The sequence below is a fragment of the Pseudomonas sp. BIGb0176 genome, assembly GCF_024810175.1.
Taxonomy (GTDB): Bacteria; Pseudomonadota; Gammaproteobacteria; order Pseudomonadales; family Pseudomonadaceae; genus Aquipseudomonas; species Aquipseudomonas protegens.
The window spans coordinates 1,740,522-1,756,743 of sequence record NZ_JANUEC010000001.1; the positions used below are offsets into that span (position 1 = coordinate 1,740,522).

At 67.7% G+C, this 16,222-nt stretch carries 14 protein-coding genes; 8 read left to right on the top strand and 6 right to left on the bottom strand.

Annotated features, from left to right (window positions below):
* Positions 1-27: 27 nt before the first annotated feature.
* The 8 genes from M2395_RS07300 (at position 28) to M2395_RS07335 (ending at position 8,128) form a co-directional block, all read left to right on the top strand.
* Entirely contained in the window at positions 28-639 is a 612-nt protein-coding gene (locus M2395_RS07300; RefSeq protein WP_015635413.1) for a LysE family translocator, read from the top strand.
* Positions 640-766: 127 nt separating this feature from the next.
* On the top strand, positions 767-1,708 hold the full coding sequence (locus M2395_RS07305; protein WP_015635412.1) for a choline ABC transporter substrate-binding protein: 942 nt from the start codon (positions 767-769) through the stop codon (positions 1,706-1,708).
* 86 nt (positions 1,709-1,794) lie between these two features.
* Positions 1,795-2,727, top strand: coding sequence for an alpha/beta hydrolase (locus M2395_RS07310; RefSeq protein ID WP_072442069.1), 933 nt, complete (start codon positions 1,795-1,797; stop codon positions 2,725-2,727).
* A 142-nt stretch (positions 2,728-2,869) separates the two neighbouring features.
* A complete protein-coding gene (locus M2395_RS07315; protein ID WP_123430880.1) occupies positions 2,870-3,886 on the top strand; it encodes a LacI family DNA-binding transcriptional regulator in 1,017 nt (338 codons plus the stop codon).
* 66 nt (positions 3,887-3,952) lie between these two features.
* Complete coding sequence (locus M2395_RS07320; RefSeq protein ID WP_011061014.1) at positions 3,953-4,735, top strand: sugar phosphate isomerase/epimerase; 783 nt, start codon at positions 3,953-3,955, stop codon at positions 4,733-4,735.
* The gene (locus M2395_RS07325) at positions 4,728-5,690 is read left to right on the top strand and encodes a sugar kinase (protein ID WP_072442076.1); all 963 of its coding nucleotides are present in this window, start codon (positions 4,728-4,730) and stop codon (positions 5,688-5,690) included. The genes M2395_RS07320 and M2395_RS07325 overlap by 8 nt, the downstream gene beginning before the upstream one ends.
* 137 nt (positions 5,691-5,827) lie before the next feature.
* Positions 5,828-7,123: an MFS transporter gene (locus M2395_RS07330; RefSeq protein WP_123430881.1), complete on the top strand. Its 1,296-nt coding sequence runs from the start codon at positions 5,828-5,830 to the stop codon at positions 7,121-7,123.
* Between the two features lie 18 nt (positions 7,124-7,141).
* Positions 7,142-8,128, top strand: coding sequence for a D-glycerate dehydrogenase (locus M2395_RS07335; protein ID WP_011061011.1), 987 nt, complete (start codon positions 7,142-7,144; stop codon positions 8,126-8,128).
* Between the two features lie 163 nt (positions 8,129-8,291).
* Here M2395_RS07335 and M2395_RS07340 read toward each other — a convergent pair whose 3' ends face one another.
* The 6 genes from M2395_RS07340 to M2395_RS07365 all read right to left on the bottom strand — a co-directional run bounded on the left by M2395_RS07340 (position 8,292) and on the right by M2395_RS07365 (position 16,152).
* The gene (locus M2395_RS07340) at positions 8,292-8,996 is read right to left on the bottom strand and encodes an NAD(P)H-dependent oxidoreductase (protein WP_123430882.1); all 705 of its coding nucleotides are present in this window, start codon (positions 8,994-8,996) and stop codon (positions 8,292-8,294) included.
* 9 nt (positions 8,997-9,005) lie between these two features.
* Complete coding sequence (locus M2395_RS07345) at positions 9,006-10,214, bottom strand: pyridoxal phosphate-dependent aminotransferase (RefSeq protein WP_019093507.1); 1,209 nt, start codon at positions 10,212-10,214, stop codon at positions 9,006-9,008.
* A gap of 26 nt (positions 10,215-10,240) precedes the next feature.
* A complete protein-coding gene (locus M2395_RS07350; protein WP_123430883.1) occupies positions 10,241-11,848 on the bottom strand; it encodes a 5-guanidino-2-oxopentanoate decarboxylase in 1,608 nt (535 codons plus the stop codon).
* A gap of 10 nt (positions 11,849-11,858) precedes the next feature.
* Positions 11,859-13,958 carry an acetate--CoA ligase family protein gene (locus M2395_RS07355; RefSeq protein ID WP_123430884.1) on the bottom strand — a complete coding sequence of 700 codons (2,100 nt, stop codon included), beginning with the start codon at positions 13,956-13,958 and terminating at the stop codon, positions 11,859-11,861.
* Between the two features lie 21 nt (positions 13,959-13,979).
* The gene (locus tag M2395_RS07360; RefSeq protein WP_011061007.1) at positions 13,980-15,140 is read right to left on the bottom strand and encodes an acyl-CoA dehydrogenase family protein; all 1,161 of its coding nucleotides are present in this window, start codon (positions 15,138-15,140) and stop codon (positions 13,980-13,982) included.
* Between the two features lie 220 nt (positions 15,141-15,360).
* Positions 15,361-16,152, bottom strand: a complete 792-nt coding sequence (locus M2395_RS07365) for an enoyl-CoA hydratase/isomerase family protein (RefSeq protein WP_077934005.1) — start codon at positions 16,150-16,152, stop codon at positions 15,361-15,363.
* Positions 16,153-16,222: the final 70 nt, after the last annotated feature.

Consider the following 16,222-nt stretch of genomic DNA (forward strand, 5'->3'; position numbering starts at 1 on the left):
GCCGATCACTTCCCAAAGTTGCCCGCCATGCCCCTGTCTCTCTCGACCCTGCTGCCCTTTGTGCTGTTTGCCTTTGTCGCCTCCATCACCCCGGGGCCGACCAATATCCTGGTGCTGAACAACAGCGCCCGCCATGGCCTGCGGGCGGCGCCGCCGATCATCCTCGGCGCAGCGCTGGCCGCGGCCGGGATCGTGCTGCTGGTGGGCGCCGGCCTGGGCGACTGGCTCGCCGGCAGGCCCAAGGTGCAGCAGGCCATGCAGTGGCTCGGGCTGCTGTGGCTCAGCTACCTGGCCTGGCAGATCTGGCAGGCCCCGGCCAGCGCCCTGGATGCCAGTGCCGGGCAGCCGCGCCGCCTGGGGCTGGCCGGCGCCGCCGCGTTGCAACTGGTGAACCCCAAGACCTGGATGATGGCCCTGGCGGTGGTCAGCGTGTTCGCCGGTACCGAGGCCGACCGACAGTGGCGGGCGCTGTGGCTGTCCCTGGTGTTTTTCCTCATCGCCCTGCCGTGCCTGGGCGCCTGGGCACTGCTGGGGGCCGGTTCGGCGCGCTGGCTACGCTCGCCCCAGGCGCTGAAGGCATTCAATCGGGGCATGGCCCTGCTGTTGCTGGCATCCACCTGGATGAGCCTGTGGGCCTGAGGTCGCCACAGTGCAACGGGCGGTCGCTCCAGTGCCTTTGGCTCGGCACCGGGGCGCTGTAGGGTGGCGCACACGGCGCAACAAGACGCCGCCCCGAACAAAAACCACTGCCCCACGAGAGCCTCCGATGAAAACACCGTTCAAGCGTTGTTTCCTGGCCTGTTGCGCCAGCGCCCTGCTGAGTGCCCCGACCTGGGCCGCCGAGCCCGCCGCCTGCAAGACCGTGCGCATGGGCGTGGTCAACTGGACCGACGTGATCGCCACCAGCGCCATGGCCGACGTGCTGCTCGGCGGCCTGGGCTACGACAGCAAGCAGACTAGCGCGGTGCAGCAGATCATCTTCGCCGGCATTCGCGACCGGCGCCTGGACATCTTCCTCGGCTACTGGAAACCGGCCATGGACCAGAACATCGCTCCCTTCCTGGCCGCCGGGCAGGTCAGGGTCATGGCCCAGCCCAGCCTGGCCGATGCCCAGGCGACCCTGGCAGTGCCGGACTACGTGGCGCAAGCGGGCCTGAAGACCTTCGCCGACATCGCCCGCTTCAAGGAGCAGCTGGGGGGCAAGATCTACGGCATCGAACCCGGCAGCGGCGCCAATACCACGATCAAGACCATGATCGACACCGACCATTTCGGCCTCAAGGGCTTCAAGCTGATCGAGTCCGGCGAGGCCGGGATGCTGGCGGCAGTGCAGCGGGCGATCAACCGCAAGGAGTTCGTGGTGTTCGTCGGCTGGACCCCGCACCCGATGAACATCAACCTTCCCATCACCTACCTCACCGGCAGCGAGGACGTGTACGGGCCCAACGAAGGCGCGGCCACGGTGTCCACGGTGACCGCCCCGGACTATGCCGAGCGCTGCCCCAACGTCGACCGGCTGCTGAAGAACCTGAGCTTCACCGCAGCCCAGGAAAGCCAGCTGATGGTGCCCATCATGCAGCGCCAATCGCCCCAGGAGGTGGCCCGGCAATGGTTGCGCGAGCATCCCGAGGACCTGCAGCGCTGGCTGGCGGGGGTGACCACCTTCGACGGCCGCGATGGCGTGGCAGCGGTCAAAGCGAGCCTGTAGCCCCCTCTGCAGGAACCGGCTTGCCGGCGCAGGCGGTCTCACGGGCCCTTCGCCGGCAAGCCGGCTCCCACACTCCAGGACTGTCCATGAACCATTACCCGCTTTCTGCCGAGCTGGCGGCCTTTGTCCAGCGAACCCTGAGCTACACCAGCGTCGACAGCAGCTTCCAGGGCCTGCGCGACAGCTACGAGCGCATGTGCCGGGCCTTCACCCCGCCTCGCCCTGCCGGGCTGGCGGTACAGGAGCTGCAACTTTCCGGGGTGCCACTGCGCCTGTATCACCCCGAGCGCCCGGCTGCGCCTTCGGGCTGGCCCTGGCTGTTGTACCTGCACGGCGGCGGCTGGGTGCTGGGGGGCCTGGACTCCCACGAGTTCATCACCGCCCGCTTGGCCAGCGAGCTGGGAATACTGGTGATCGCCGTGGACTACCGGCTGGCCCCGGAGCACCCGTTCCCCGCCGCCTTCGACGATTGCCTGGGGGTCTGGCGGGCCCTGGAACAAGGGCTGCTGCCCCTGCCACTGGACCCGCAGCGCCGGGTGCTGATGGGCGACAGCGCCGGCGGCAACCTGGCGGCGGCGCTGTGCCTGGCCCTGCGCGATGCCGGCGAACCCGGGCCGGCGGCCCAGGTGCTGGTCTACCCCGGCCTGGGTGGCGCCGCCAACCTGCCCTCGCGCAGCCAGTGCGCCGACGCGCCCTTGCTCAGCAGCAGCGACCTGGACTGTTTCCAGGCCCTGTACCTGCCCGGCCCGCAGCAGCGCTCGGCCTATGCCCGGCCGCTACTGGCGCAACAGTTCGCCGGCCTGCCCGCGGCCTTTATCGCCCTGGCACAGTTCGACCCGCTGCGCGATGACGGCGAGCGTTATCACCAGCACTTGCTCGCAGCCGGTGGGCAAAGCCAGCTCTACCCGGGCCTGGGGCTGGTGCACGGTTGCCTGCGTGCCAGGGGCCTGGCCCCTGAAGTGGACGCCCTGTACAGCGCCCTGCTGGCCTACCTGGAACAGCACCTGGGCCGCCCCTGAACGCGACCGTTGGTCAGCCACCGACCTGCGTGGATGCTATTTCCTGCCTCTGCACTATTGACGGCCGAAGCGCTTTTGCGGTTTCCTGAAACCGGTTTCATCGCAACTGGAACCCATAATTCCAAAAACAAGGTCGTCGCCCGTGAATCAGTTTTCCGCCGCCCAGCGCAGCCGCGTCACCATGCTCGATGTCGCCCGCCGCGCCGGGGTCTCCAAGGCCAGCGTGTCGCGCTTTATCGGCGAGGACCGGGCCCTGCTCTCCGATGCCATTGCCCTGCGCATCGATCAGGCCATCAGCGAACTGGGCTACCGCCCGAACCAGATGGCCCGCGGCCTCAAGCGCGGGCGCACCCGCCTGATCGGCATGCTGGTGGCCGATATCCGCAACCCCTATTCGATTGCCGTGATGCATGGCGTGGAAACCGCCTGCCGCCAGCACGGCTACAGCCTGGTGGTGTGCAACACCGACCGCGACGACGAACAGGAAGCCCGGCACCTGGCCAACCTGCGGGCCTACAACATCGAAGGCCTGATCGTGAACACCCTGGGCCACCACCTGGAACAGTTGCAGCAATTGCAGGAAGAGATGCCCATGGTCCTGGTGGACCGCAAGCTCTCGCAGTTGCAGGCCGACCTGGTGGGCCTGGACAACCCGGCGGCGGTGCGCAGCGCCCTCGACCACCTGCAACAGCAGGGTTATCGCGACCTGCTGCTGGTCAGCGAACCCCATGACGGCACCAGCTCGCGGCTGGAGCGCAGCACCAGTTTCCAGGCCGAGATCGAGCGCCGTCCGGCCTTGCGCGGCCAACTGCTGGAAACCGGCAGCCACCTGACCAGCCAGTTGCAAGCCTTTCTCGCCGCCCCCGGCCCCGGGCCCAAGGCGCTGTTCTGCGCCAACGGCGTGGCGACCCTGGCCGCCACCCGCGCCCTGCGTGAGCTGGAGTGCCCGCTGTTCGAAGGCGTGGGCCTGATCGCCCTCGACGACCTGGACTGGTACCCCCTGGTGGGCAATGGCATCACGGCCCTGGCCCAGCCCACCGAAGCCATAGGCACCAGTGCCTTCGAATGCCTGCTCAAGCGCCTGCGGGGCGACGATGCCCCGGCGCGAGTGGTGGATTTTCCGGCGCAGTTGATCGTGCGCGGCTCCACCCGGTTGTAACGGTGAGGGCAAGACCCACCACTTTTTTCTCGAACAAAAATGAAACCGGTTTCAGAGGTCAGGAACATGCAGCAATCCCCCGTCTCCATCAGTTTGTCCAGCTACGGCGCAGACCTTGTGCGCGCACAGGGTCAGGCGCATTTCATTCCCCTGGTCGCCGCCGCCGGCGCGTCCTGCATCGAATGGCGCGAAGAACTGCTGACCCATGAGCAGCCCGCCGAGCTGGCCCGCAGCGCTGCGGAGCACGGCCTGGAAAGCGTGTTTTCCTCGCCCCTGGAGCTGTGGCAGGCCGAGCGCAGCGAGCCCAACCCGCAACTGAGCGCCACCCTGCAACGGGCCCGGGAGTTCGGCGCCAAGCGGCTCAAGGTGTCCCTCGGGCACTTTCGCGAACACCACGACCTGCGCAGCCTGGCCACCCTGCTGTTTCGCCAGCCCCTGGCCCTGCTGGTGGAGAACGACCAGACCGCCCACGGCGGGCGCATCGAGCCGTTCCAGCGCTTTTTCAGCGCGGTAGAGGCGCTGAACCTGCCGCTGCGCATGACCTTCGACATCGGCAACTGGCAATGGCAGGAGCAATCGGCGCTCAACGCCGCGCGCCTGCTGGGCCGGCACGTGGCCTACGTGCACTGCAAGGCGGTGCGCCTGCGGGTCGACGGCAAGCTGGTGGCCATACCGCCCGGCGCCCCGGAGCTGCATCAATGGGAACAACTGCTGCGGCACATGACTCAAGGTATTACCCGGGCCGTGGAATACCCCTTGCAAGGCACCGACCTGCTGCAAGTGACCACCGAGCAGGTCAGCCTGCTGGCCCACCTTGGCCAATCGCGCCTGGAGCATGCAGATGCCTGATATCGATATCCTCTCGTTCGGCGAAACCATGGCGATGTTCGTTGCCGAACACGGCGGCGACCTGGCCCAGGTCCAGCACTTCCACAAGCGCATCGCCGGGGCCGACAGCAACGTGGCCATCGGCCTGGCACGCCTGGGCTTCAAGGTGGCCTGGCTGAGCCGGGTAGGCAACGACTCCCTGGGGCGCTTCGTGCTCGACACCCTGCGCGCCGAAGGCCTGGACTGCCGTTTCGTGCGCTGCGACCCGATCCATCCCACCGGCTTTCAGCTCAAGTCCCGGGAAGACGGCGGCGACGACCCGCGGGTCGAGTATTTCCGCCGCGGTTCGGCGGCCAGCCACCTGGCCATAGGCGACCTCGACCCGGCCCTGCTGCGGGCCCGCCACTTGCACGCCACCGGCATTCCCCCGGCGCTCTCGGACTCGGCCCGAGAGCTGTCCGGCCACCTGATGCACACCCAGCGCAGCGCCGGGCACAGCGTGTCGTTCGACCCCAACCTGCGCCCCGCCCTGTGGCCCAGCGAAGCGCTGATGATCCGCGAGATCAACCGCCTGGCGGCGCTGGCCCATTGGGTACTGCCGGGGCTCGCCGAAGGCCGCCTGCTCACCGGCCGTGACGACCCGGCGGACATCGCCGCCTTCTACCTGGACCAGGGCGCCGAAGCCGTGGTGATCAAGCTCGGCGCCCACGGCGCCTACTACCGCACCCAGCTGGATGCCGGCTTCGTCGAGGGCGTGCCGGTGGCCCAGGTGGTGGACACCGTAGGCGCCGGCGACGGCTTTGCCGTGGGCCTGATCAGCGCCCTGCTGGAAAGCCGCGGCATCCTCGAAGCGGTGCAGCGGGCCAACTGGATCGGCAGCCGCGCGGTGCAGAGCCGTGGCGACATGGAAGGCCTGCCCCTGCGCCACGAACTACCGGAGCACACACCCAGCCTGAAAACCGCCAGCGCCCTGTAGGCGCTGGCTTGCCAGCGAAGACGCCCGCCCGGCGACACATGCCCCGAGGGCCCCTTCGCCGGCCAGCCGGCTCCTGCAGTGACCGAACACCACGAACCACCTGCTGCGACAAAAACAACAAGCTCAGGAGAACTTTCATGGACACGCTCAAACTCGCCACCCGCCGCTGGTGGTACATCATGCCCATCGTCTTCATCACCTACAGCCTGGCCTACCTGGACCGCGCCAACTACGGTTTCGCCGCGGCCTCGGGCATGGCCGACGACCTGCAGATCACCCCCGGCCTGTCCTCGCTGCTGGGGGCGCTGTTCTTCCTCGGCTATTTCTTCTTCCAGGTGCCCGGGGCGATCTACGCGCAAAAGCGCAGCGTGAAGAAGCTGATCTTCGTTAGCCTGATCCTCTGGGGCGGCCTGGCCACCCTCACCGGGATAGTCGCCAACGCCTACATGCTGATCGGCATCCGCTTCCTGCTGGGGGTGGTAGAGGCCGCGGTGATGCCGGCGATGCTGGTGTACCTGTGCCACTGGTTCACCCGCGCCGAACGCTCCCGGGCCAACACCTTCCTGATCCTCGGCAACCCGGTGACCATGCTCTGGATGTCGGTGGTCTCCGGCTACCTGGTGCAGCACTTCAGCTGGCGCTGGATGTTCATCATCGAAGGCCTGCCGGCGGTGATCTGGGCCTTTATCTGGTGGCGCCTGGCCGATGACCGGCCCAGCCAGGCGCAGTGGCTGAGCCAGGACGAAAAACGTGACCTGGAAAGTGCCCTGGCCGCCGAACAGCAAGGGATCAAGGCGGTGAAGAACTACGCCGAGGCGTTCCGCTCGCCCAAGGTGATCATCCTCGCCCTGCAATTCTTCTGCTGGAGCATCGGGGTCTACGGCTTTGTCCTGTGGCTGCCGTCGATCCTCAAGCACGGCGCGCAGATGGACATGGTGGAAGCCGGCTGGCTCTCGGCCCTGCCTTACCTGGCGGCGGTGATCGCCATGCTGGTGGTGTCCTGGGGCTCGGACCGCACCCAGAAGCGCAAGCGCTTCGTCTGGCCGCCGCTGCTGGTGGCGGCCATCGCTTTCTACGGTTCCTACCTGCTGGGGGCCGAGCACTTCTGGTGGTCCTACAGCCTGCTGGTGATCGCCGGGGCCTGCATGTACGCGCCCTACGGGCCATTCTTCGCCATCGTCCCGGAGATCCTTCCGGCCAACGTCGCCGGTGGCGCCATGGCCCTGATCAACAGCATGGGCGCCCTGGGTTCCTTCGGCGGCTCCTACCTGGTGGGCTACCTGAACAGCGCCACCGGCTCCCCCGGCGCCTCCTACCTGCTGATGAGCGGCGCGCTGCTGCTCTCGGTACTGCTGACCCTGTTGCTCAAACCCGGTGCCGACCAGCCGCAGGCCAAGGCCCTGCCCCTGCGCCGGCGCCTGGCCCACCCTTGAAACGGTCTAGAGAACCCCATGAAAAAACACCTGGTGCTGTACAAGAAACTCTCCCCAACGCTGATGGCGCGCCTGCAGGAGCAGGCGCAGGTGACCCTGATCGAAACCCTCGACGCGGCGGGGCTGAATGCCCTGCGCCAGGCGCTGCCGAGCGCCGACGGGCTGCTGGGTGCCAGCCTGCGCCTGGACGCCGAACTGCTGGACCTGGCGCCCCGGTTGCGGGCGGTGGCCAGCGTTTCGGTGGGGGTCGACAACTATGACATCGACTACCTGACCCAGCGCCGCATCCTGCTCAGCAACACCCCCGACGTGCTCACCGAGACCACCGCCGACACCGGCTTCGCGCTGATCCTGGCGACCGCCCGGCGGGTGGTGGAACTGGCCAACCTGGTGCGCGCCGGGCAATGGCAGCGCAACATCGGGCCGGCGCACTTTGGCACGGATGTCCACGGCAAGACCCTGGGCATCATCGGCATGGGGCGCATCGGCGAAGCCCTGGCCCAGCGCGGGCATTTCGGCTTCGGCATGCCGCTGATCTACCACAGCACCCGGCCCAAGCCCGCGGTGGAGCAACGCTTCAATGCCCAGTACCGGAGCCTGGAGCAACTGCTTGAGGAAGCCGACTTCATCTGCCTGACCCTGCCCCTGACCGAACGCACCCAGGGCCTGATCGGCGCCCGGGAGTTCGCCCTGATGCGCCCCGAAAGCATCTTCATCAATATTTCCCGGGGCAAGGTGGTGGATGAAGCGGCGCTGATAGAAGCCCTGCAACAACGGCGGATTCGCGGCGCCGGGCTGGACGTCTTCGAACGCGAGCCGCTGGACCACGACTCCCCGCTGCTGCAACTGCCCAACGTCGTGGCCACCCCGCACATCGGCTCGGCCACCCACGAAACCCGCGAAGCCATGGCCCGCTGCGCAGTGGACAACCTCCTGGCGGCCCTGGCCGGCCAGCGCCCACCGAACCTGGTCAACCCCGCGGCGTGGACCAGCCCGCGCCCCTAACGGCCAGCCTGCGCAGCGCCCCCGAAGAACGCCCTATCGCCGGGAATGCCCATGTAGGAGCTGGCTTGCCAGCGAAGGCGGCCGCAAGAGCAGCACAAGGCTCAAGGGCCTGTTCGCCGGCAAGCCGGCTCCTACGGAGGAAGGCGTATCGGCGGTGGGGATTTCAGGCCGGCAAGGGGTACAGGGCTTCGTCGAACTGGTCCAGGCGCGGGAAGACCAGGGGCTGGTCGTCCGCCAGGTGCTGCAGGCGCTGGCGGTAGCTGTGCAGGAAGGCTTCGCGAGCCTCCTGGCTGATGTAGGGCACGTGCCAGGCCACGAAGGGTTCCAGCACGTCATAGCCGACATAGGCCAAAGTGCCGCGCAGCAGCGGGCGCAGCATGTCCTGCAGCGGGCCGTGAATCGCGCCTTCGCCGAACATGTGCTCGCGCCCGCCCAGGGTCAGGGTCACCAGGGCTTTCTTGCCCGCCAGCCCGCCCTGGTCATAGAAACGCTTGCCGCCATAACACACCCCCGACACCAGCACCCGGTCGATCCAGCCCTTGAGCATGGCCGGCACCGAGAACCAGAACACCGGGAAGTTGAGGATCAACAGGTCGGCCCACAGCAGCTTGTCCAGCTCGGCCTGGATATCCGCGGCAATGCTCTGGTTCTTCACCCCCAGGCGCTGTTCCAGGGCATACACCAGGTAATCCGGGTTGTCCCGGGAGGCAAAATCCGCGGCGCTGGCCACCGGGTTCCAGTTCATCGCGTACAGGTCGCTGACCTGCACCTGGTGCCCCTGGGCGTCCAGGGTGCTGCGGGCCTGGTCACGCAAGGCGGCGGTGAAGGATTGCGGTTCGGGGTGGGCGTGGACGATCAACACATTCATGAAGCTTCCTCAGACAGGTTGCACAGTAACAGGGGCATCGCGTTCGGCCAGGCACTGCCGGGCGCACAAGGCGATGCGCCGGCAGGCTTCGCGCAGGTCATCCGCTTGCAGCACCAGCCCCAGGCGAATATGCCCGGCGGCGCTGGGGCCGAAGGCTTCGCCAGCCAGCACCGAGACGCCCTGCTCATCCAGCAGGCGCTCGCTGAAGGCCTGGGCGCTGAGCCCGGTGGCGCGGATATCGACCATGACGAACATGCCGCCATCGGGTTTCAACGGCCGGGCACCGGGGCAATCGGCCAGGCAGTCGCACACCAGGTCCCGGCGCTGGCGATAGGCCTGGGCCATCTCTTGCAGTTGCGGCAAGGGCTGTTCCAGGGCCACCACGGCGGCGTCCTGAATGAACTCCGGTGAGCCGTAGAGCATGCACAGGGCGAGATTTTCCAGGTGCGCGGCCAGGGCCGTCGGTGCCACCACCCAGCCCAGGCGCCAGCCGGTCATGGCATGGGACTTGGACAGGCTGTTGAGGGTCGCGGTGCGCTCGGCCATGCCCGGCAGGCTGGCCGGGCTGACATGCTCGCCCTCGTACAGCAGTTCGCTGTAGACCTCGTCGCAGATCAGCCACAGGTCATGTTCGATGCACAGCGCCGCCAGGGCCTCCCAGGTGGCTCGGGGAATGCTCGCGCCAGTGGGGTTGTGCGGGCTGTTGAGCACCAGGGCCCGGGTCTTGCCGGTGATGCGCGCGGCCACCGCCTCGGGCTGCACCCGAAAGCCGTCCTCGGCCCGCACCGGCAGCGGCACCACCCGGGCATTGCAGGCGCCGAACACTGCTTCATAGGTGACGTACATCGGCTCGGCCACTATCACTTCGTCCCCCGGGTCCAGCAGGCACTGGGCCACGCTGTACAGGGCGCACTGGGCACCGGCCAGCACCACCACCTGCTCGGCATCCACCACTTGCCCGCTGCGCTGCTGATGGCGGCGGGCGATGGCCTCGCGCAAGGCGCGCTTGCCGCGCACATCGGCGTAATGGGTGTGGCCGGCCTGCAGGCTGTCGATGGCCGCCTGGACGATGGGTTGCGGGGTGTCGAAATCCGGGTCGCCCACCGACAGCAACCAGACTTCCTCGCCACGTTCGCGCTTGGCCAGGGCCCGGTAATGAATGTCCCAGGCGGCGGCGCCGTCTCCGGCAATACGTTGGGTCAGTCGAGAAAAGCGCATGCACAAGCTCCAGGAAAAAGGGATGGTCAGCGCGCGCAGGCGTGCTTGAGTTCGATCAGGGTCACGCCATTGCGGGCAAAGCCCTCGCGCAGTTCCTGTTGCAACTCATCGAGGCTGGCGGGCTGGCTGACGCTGCAACCAAAGGCCCGGGCCAGGGCGGCAAAATCCGGATTGCGCGGCAGCACGCCAATGGGCTCGATGTTCAGGTCCAGCATGTCATCGCGGATCTGCCCCAGGGCGTCGTTGTTCCACAGCAAGACCACCAGCGGGCCGTCCAGCTCCTCCACCGCCGTGGCCAGTTCCTGCACCGTGTAGAGAAAACCGCCGTCGCCCACCAGCACCAGCCCGGGACGTTCGGGGGCGCCGAGCTTGGCGCCGATGCCCGCCGGCAAGCCGTAGCCCAGGGTGCCGTAGCCGGTGGGATGCAGCCAGCTGCGGGTCGCCCGGGTCGGGTACAGGTAGTTGCCGCTGTAGGCCAGCTGGGTCATGTCGCTGGCGATAAAGCCGTGCTCCGGCAACTCCGCGGCAATGCGCTGCAGGATAGAGCGGTGAATCTGCTGCAAGGGCCCCTGCCCGTTCTGCAGCGCCTGGCGCAGATCGGCCACCGCGTGAATCGCCGCCCCCGCTTCGGCCGGTGTGGGTGGCAAGGCCTGGAGCAAGGCGTCCAGGGTGGCCCGGGCATCGCCGTGCAAGGCCACCGAGCACGGGTAGAAGTCATTGAACTTGCGCGGGTCGATATCCAGGCGCAGCAGCTCGCCGTTCAGCGGCAGGCGCTCGCGCCAATAGTCGGTGTCGGCCATCTCGGTGCCTACCGCCAGCACCACGTCGGCCTGACTGATCAACTGCCAGCCAGGCTCGACACACAAGGTCGCCCCGGCGTTCAGTGGCGCCTCCTCCGGCAGTAGGCCCTTGCCGGCAACGCTGCTGAAACACACCGCGCCCAACCGGGTGCTCAGGACCCGCAGTTGCTCGGCGGCGTGCAGCGCGCCGCCACCGGCAATGATCATCGGCCGCTTGGCCTTGCGCAGTTTGTCCGCCGCTTGCTGGATATCTGCCGCCGCAGCCGGGCCGCGAGCGGGGCGTCGCCGCACTTCACCGGTCCAGTCCCGGGCCACCTTGGCTGCCAGCACATCCAGGGGCACGCTGATGTGCACCGGGCGCGGGCGCTCGCTGTCGAACACGGCAAAGGCCCGGGCGATCAGCTCCGGCAAATCTTCCGGGCTCAGGGCCAGCGCCGAAAAGGCGGTGATAGGCGCGGTAATCGCCCGCTGGTCCTGGGTTTCGTGCAGCGAGCCGCAGCCCTTGCCCAGGCTGGCGCTGTGGTTGACGCTGGAAATCACCAGCAGCGGGATCGAGTCGGCATAGGCCTGGCCAATCGGCGTGGCGACGTTGGTCACCCCCGGGCCGCTGATGACGAAACACACCCCGGGCTTGCCGCTGACCCGGGCGTAACCGTCGGCCATGAAGCCCGCGCCCTGCTCGTGGCGGGTCAGCACATGGCGGATGCCGCTGCCGGGCAGCCCGCGATACAACTCCAGGGTGTGTACCCCGGGAATGCCGAACACCGTGTCGACGCCGTAGCCGGCCAGCAGCCGCACCAGGGCCTGGCCACCGGTCAAGGTCTGATCGTGCATGTCTCTCTCCTCAAGCCTGGCCAAGGCGAATCAACGCATCGACCGCGACGGTGCCCTGGGCACCGACCAACAATGGGTTCACATCCAGTTCCAGCAGTTGCCCGGCGTGTTCGCAAGCGTAGTCCGCCACCGCGCCAATGGCCGCCACCAGGGCTTCAAGATCAGCCGTCGGGCGCCCGCGAAAGCCTTGCAGCAAGGCGGCGCTGCGCAGGCTGAGCAGGGCCTGGCGGATCGCCCCTTCGGTGGTGGGCAGCAGCAGGCTGCGACTGTCCTTGAGCAGTTCCACCAGCACCCCGCCAGCACCGATCACCAAGGCCAGAGCGAAGTCGTTCTCACGCTTGATGCCGACAATCAGCTCCGCCAGGGGCGGCGCGGCCATGGGCTCCAGCAACACCCGCTCAAAAGCCACGCTGGGCGCATGCTCGGCGATCCGCGTGCGCATCAGGCGCAGGGCCGCGCTCAGGGCTTCAGGGTCCTTAAGATTCAGGGCCACCGCCCCGGCCTCGGTCTTGTGCGGCAACTGCGCGCTGACCGCCTTGAGCACCAGCGGATAACCGACAGCAGCCGCCGCGCTCAGGGCCTGCTCGGGGGTGCTCAGCACACCGTCCGGGATACTCAGGCCGAAGCCGCGCAAGGCCTGTTTGGACTGCCACTCGTCCAGCAGCACGCTGGCGCCGTGGAGGGCCTGCGGGCACAGCGGCACCAGGGCCGACTCCCCCAGGGCCAGCAGTGCCGGACGGCGCTGTTGATAGGCGACGATCCGGCCCCAGGCCGCCAGGCCGTCCTCCACGCCTTGCAAGGCGGGAATGCCATGGCCGTGCAAACGCTCGCGGGCACTGGCCGGCAGCAGCTCGGGAAAGGCCGAAGTGACAAAACCGCGCTTGCCGTGGCGCTGCAACGCGGCGCAGAACAGCTCCAGCAGCAGGTCGCATTCCTTGCGCTCGCCGGTAAACTCGGCCGGGTAATCCAGCACCAGCATGGCGCTGTCGGCCTCGGTACGCAGGGCCGTGTCGAGCATGACTTGCAGGGCCTGGGCGTCGCCCCAGATGGCGGTGGTGAAATCCAGCGGGTTCACCAGGTTGGCGTAGCCCGGCAGCACCTGGGCCAGCTCGGCGCATTGCCCGGCATCCAGCTTGGGCAACTGCAGGCCGTTGCGCTCGGCGTAGTCGGCGATCAGCCCGGCATCGCCCCCGGAACAGGCCAGGGCCATCAGCTGCGGGCCAGCCGGCAACTGCCCGCAGGAGGCGGCCTTCAAGGTTTCGACAAAACTCACCGGGCCGCTGACCCGGATCACCCCCAGGCGCTGGAACAGCGCGTCGTACAGCGCGTCCGATCCCGACAGCGAACTGGTGTGACTCAAGGCCAGCTCGGCGCCGATCTGCGACACCCCGGTCTTCAGGGCAATGATGGGTATGCCCTTCTCCAGGGCTTTATGCGCCGCCCGGGCAAAACCCGGCACGTTCTTCAGGCCTTCCAGGTGCAGACCGATGGCGGTCACCCGCGGCTCGTCCAGCAGCACGTCCATCAGTTCGGCAATGCCCAGCTGCGCCTGATTGCCCACCGACGCCATGTAGGCCACCGGCAGCGAGCGGTCGCTCATGGACAGGTTGTAGGCAAAGTTGCCGCTCTGGGTCAGCACTGCCACCCCGCGTTCCACGGGTTGACCGCCATGGGCCACCGGCCACAGCGCGGCGCTGTGCAGGTAGTCCAGCAGGCCATAGCAGTTGGGGCCCAGCAGCGCCATGTCGCCCGCGGCCTGGAGCAGTTGCTGTTGCAGGGCCTGGCCCTGGGCGCCGGTTTCGGCAAAGCCCGAGGCGTAGCAGATCGCCCCGCCGGCGCCCTTGGCCGCCAGCGCCGCGACGCAGGTCAGGGTCAGCTCGCGGTTGGTGGCGACGAACACCGCATCCGGGCCGCAGGGCAGCTGTTCGATGCTGGCCACGCACGGCACGCCATCGAGCTCGGCATGCTGCGGGTTGACCAGCCACATGGGCCCGGCAAAACCGCCTTCGGCGCAGCGCTTGAGGGCCCGGGCCATGCTGCGCCCGCCGACAAAGGCCAGATGCCGGGGCGCCAGCAGGCGCTTGAGATTGTCACGCAAAGTCTGGGACATGACGGCAATTCTCCAGGGCGCTCAGCGCATCAGCGGCCGCAGCAGTTCACGGGAAATGATGTGGCGCTGGATCTCCGACGTGCCTTCCCAGATGCGCTCGATCCGCGCATTGCGCCAGATGCGTTCCACCGGGCCTTCGTCCATCAGGCCCATGCCGCCGTAGATCTGCACCGCCTCGTCGGCGACCCGGCCCAGCACTTCACTGGCAAACAGCTTGGCCATCCCGGCCTCGCCGTCGGTCATGCTGCCCTGGTCCATCTTCCACGCGGTGTGCAGGGTCAGCAGCTCGGCGGCGCGGATCTGCGTGGCCATGTCCGCCAGCTTGAACGACACCCCCTGGTAACTGCCGATGGCCTGGCCGAACTGCTTGCGATCCGCCGCCCATTGCAAGGAGGCATCCAGGGCGCGCTGGGCCTGCCCGACGCAGTTGGCGGCGACCATCACTCGCCCGGCGGTGAGCCAGGCGTTGGCCACTTCCCAACCCTTGCCCACCTCTCCCAGCACCTTGCTGGCCGGTACCCGGCAGTCGTCGAAGAACATCTCGAAGGTGTGGTAGCCACGGTTGCTCACGCACTTGGGGCCACGGCGGATGGTCAGGCCCGGGGTGTCGCGATCCACCAGGAACGAAGTCACCGCGTTGCGCTGGCGGCCGTTGTGCTCATAGGTGCCGGTGACCGCAAAGACAATGGCGAAATCCGCATGCCCGGCGTGGCTGATGAAGTGCTTGCTGCCGTTAAGCACAAAGTCGCCGCCGTCGCGCACGGCGCGGGTCTTGATCGCATTGGCATCGGAACCGGCGCCGGGTTCGGTCAGGGCGAAGCAGTCGACCTTGCGCCCTTGCACACAGGGCAGCAGGTAGTCGCCGATCTGCGAGCCGGTACAGGCCATGAGGATTTTCGAAGGCCGGGCAACGAACACATGCAGGGCCCAGGAACACTTGGCCAGCTCACGCTCGATCAGCGCCTGGGACAGGTAGTCCAGGCCGCCGCCACCCACTTCTTCCGGCATGTTGAAGGCATAGAAGCCAGCGGCGATGGCCTTGCTGCGGATCTCCCCGGCGAGGTCGGCGCTGACCTCATCGGCGCGGTCCACCGCCTCTTCGTGGGGCAGCAACTCCTTGCTGACAAAACTGCGAACCGCGTCCACCAACATTTCTTGTTCTTGGCTGAGTTGGAAATTCATGGCGCTACCTGTGAGTGATTGACGGTGCAAAAAAAAACGAGTGATCTGGCAGGACGATCTGGCGAAAAACACCTTCCCGCAGGAGCCAGCTTGCTGGCGAACGGGCCCTTGAATCAGGCGCTGTTCTTGCGGGCGCCTTCGCCGGCAAGCCGGCTCCTACAAAATGGGCACATGGCCCAGGGGCCCTTTCGCCGGCAAGCGGAACGCCGCCCGACCGCCCCTACAACCCTTGGAAACGTGGCGGGCGTTTTTCGCTGACGGCACGCAGGGCTTCGGCGCCGTCGGCGCTGCGCCCGCAGAGCAGGCCGGCGGCCAGTTCGGCGGCCAGTTGCTGCGCCAGGCTGCGATCGGCGCCCTGGCGGATCAGCTTCTTGGTCTGGGCAAAGGCGAAGGTCGGGCCCGTGGCCAGGCGCGCCGCCAGCTCGCTGACGCTGCCGATCAGTTGTTCGTCGGCGCACACCTCGCCGACCAAACCGGCGGCCAGGGCGCGTTCGGCGCTCCACAACTCATCGAGGAACAGCAGGCGCTTGGCCTGTTCGCTGCCGATCAAGCGCGGCAGGTGCCAGCTGGCCCCGGCGTCCGGCGAGTAGGCCATGCTGGTGTAGCCGGCCTTGAAGCGCGCCGACTGCGCCGCCACCCGCAGGTCGCAGCACAGAGTCAGGTCCATGCCCGCGCCCACGGCGGTGCCGTTGATGGCGGCGATGGTGGGTTTGTCCAGGCTGTGCAGGCAGGTCATCAAGGCGTGGGCGGTTTCGGTCCAGCCGTAGCTTTCCAGGGCGCCGCGGGCCTCGGCTTCGGCCCATTCCGCCAGATCGGCCCCGGCGCAGAAACTGCGGCCGCTGCCGGTCAGCACCAGCACCCGTACCGCCGGGTCGCTGTTGCAGTGCTCCAGCAAGGCATGCAGTTGCTTGAGGGTGGGGATGTCCAGGGCGTTGCGTTGCTCCGGGCGATTGAGGGTGATCCAGGCTACGCCGGCTTCGACCCGGCTGAGCAGCGACGATGAAGGGGTCATGTGCGTCCTCGAATTATTGTGGTTGGCGTGAGGGAGGTGACGTGAGGGCCATACTAAACGAGTGTTCAAC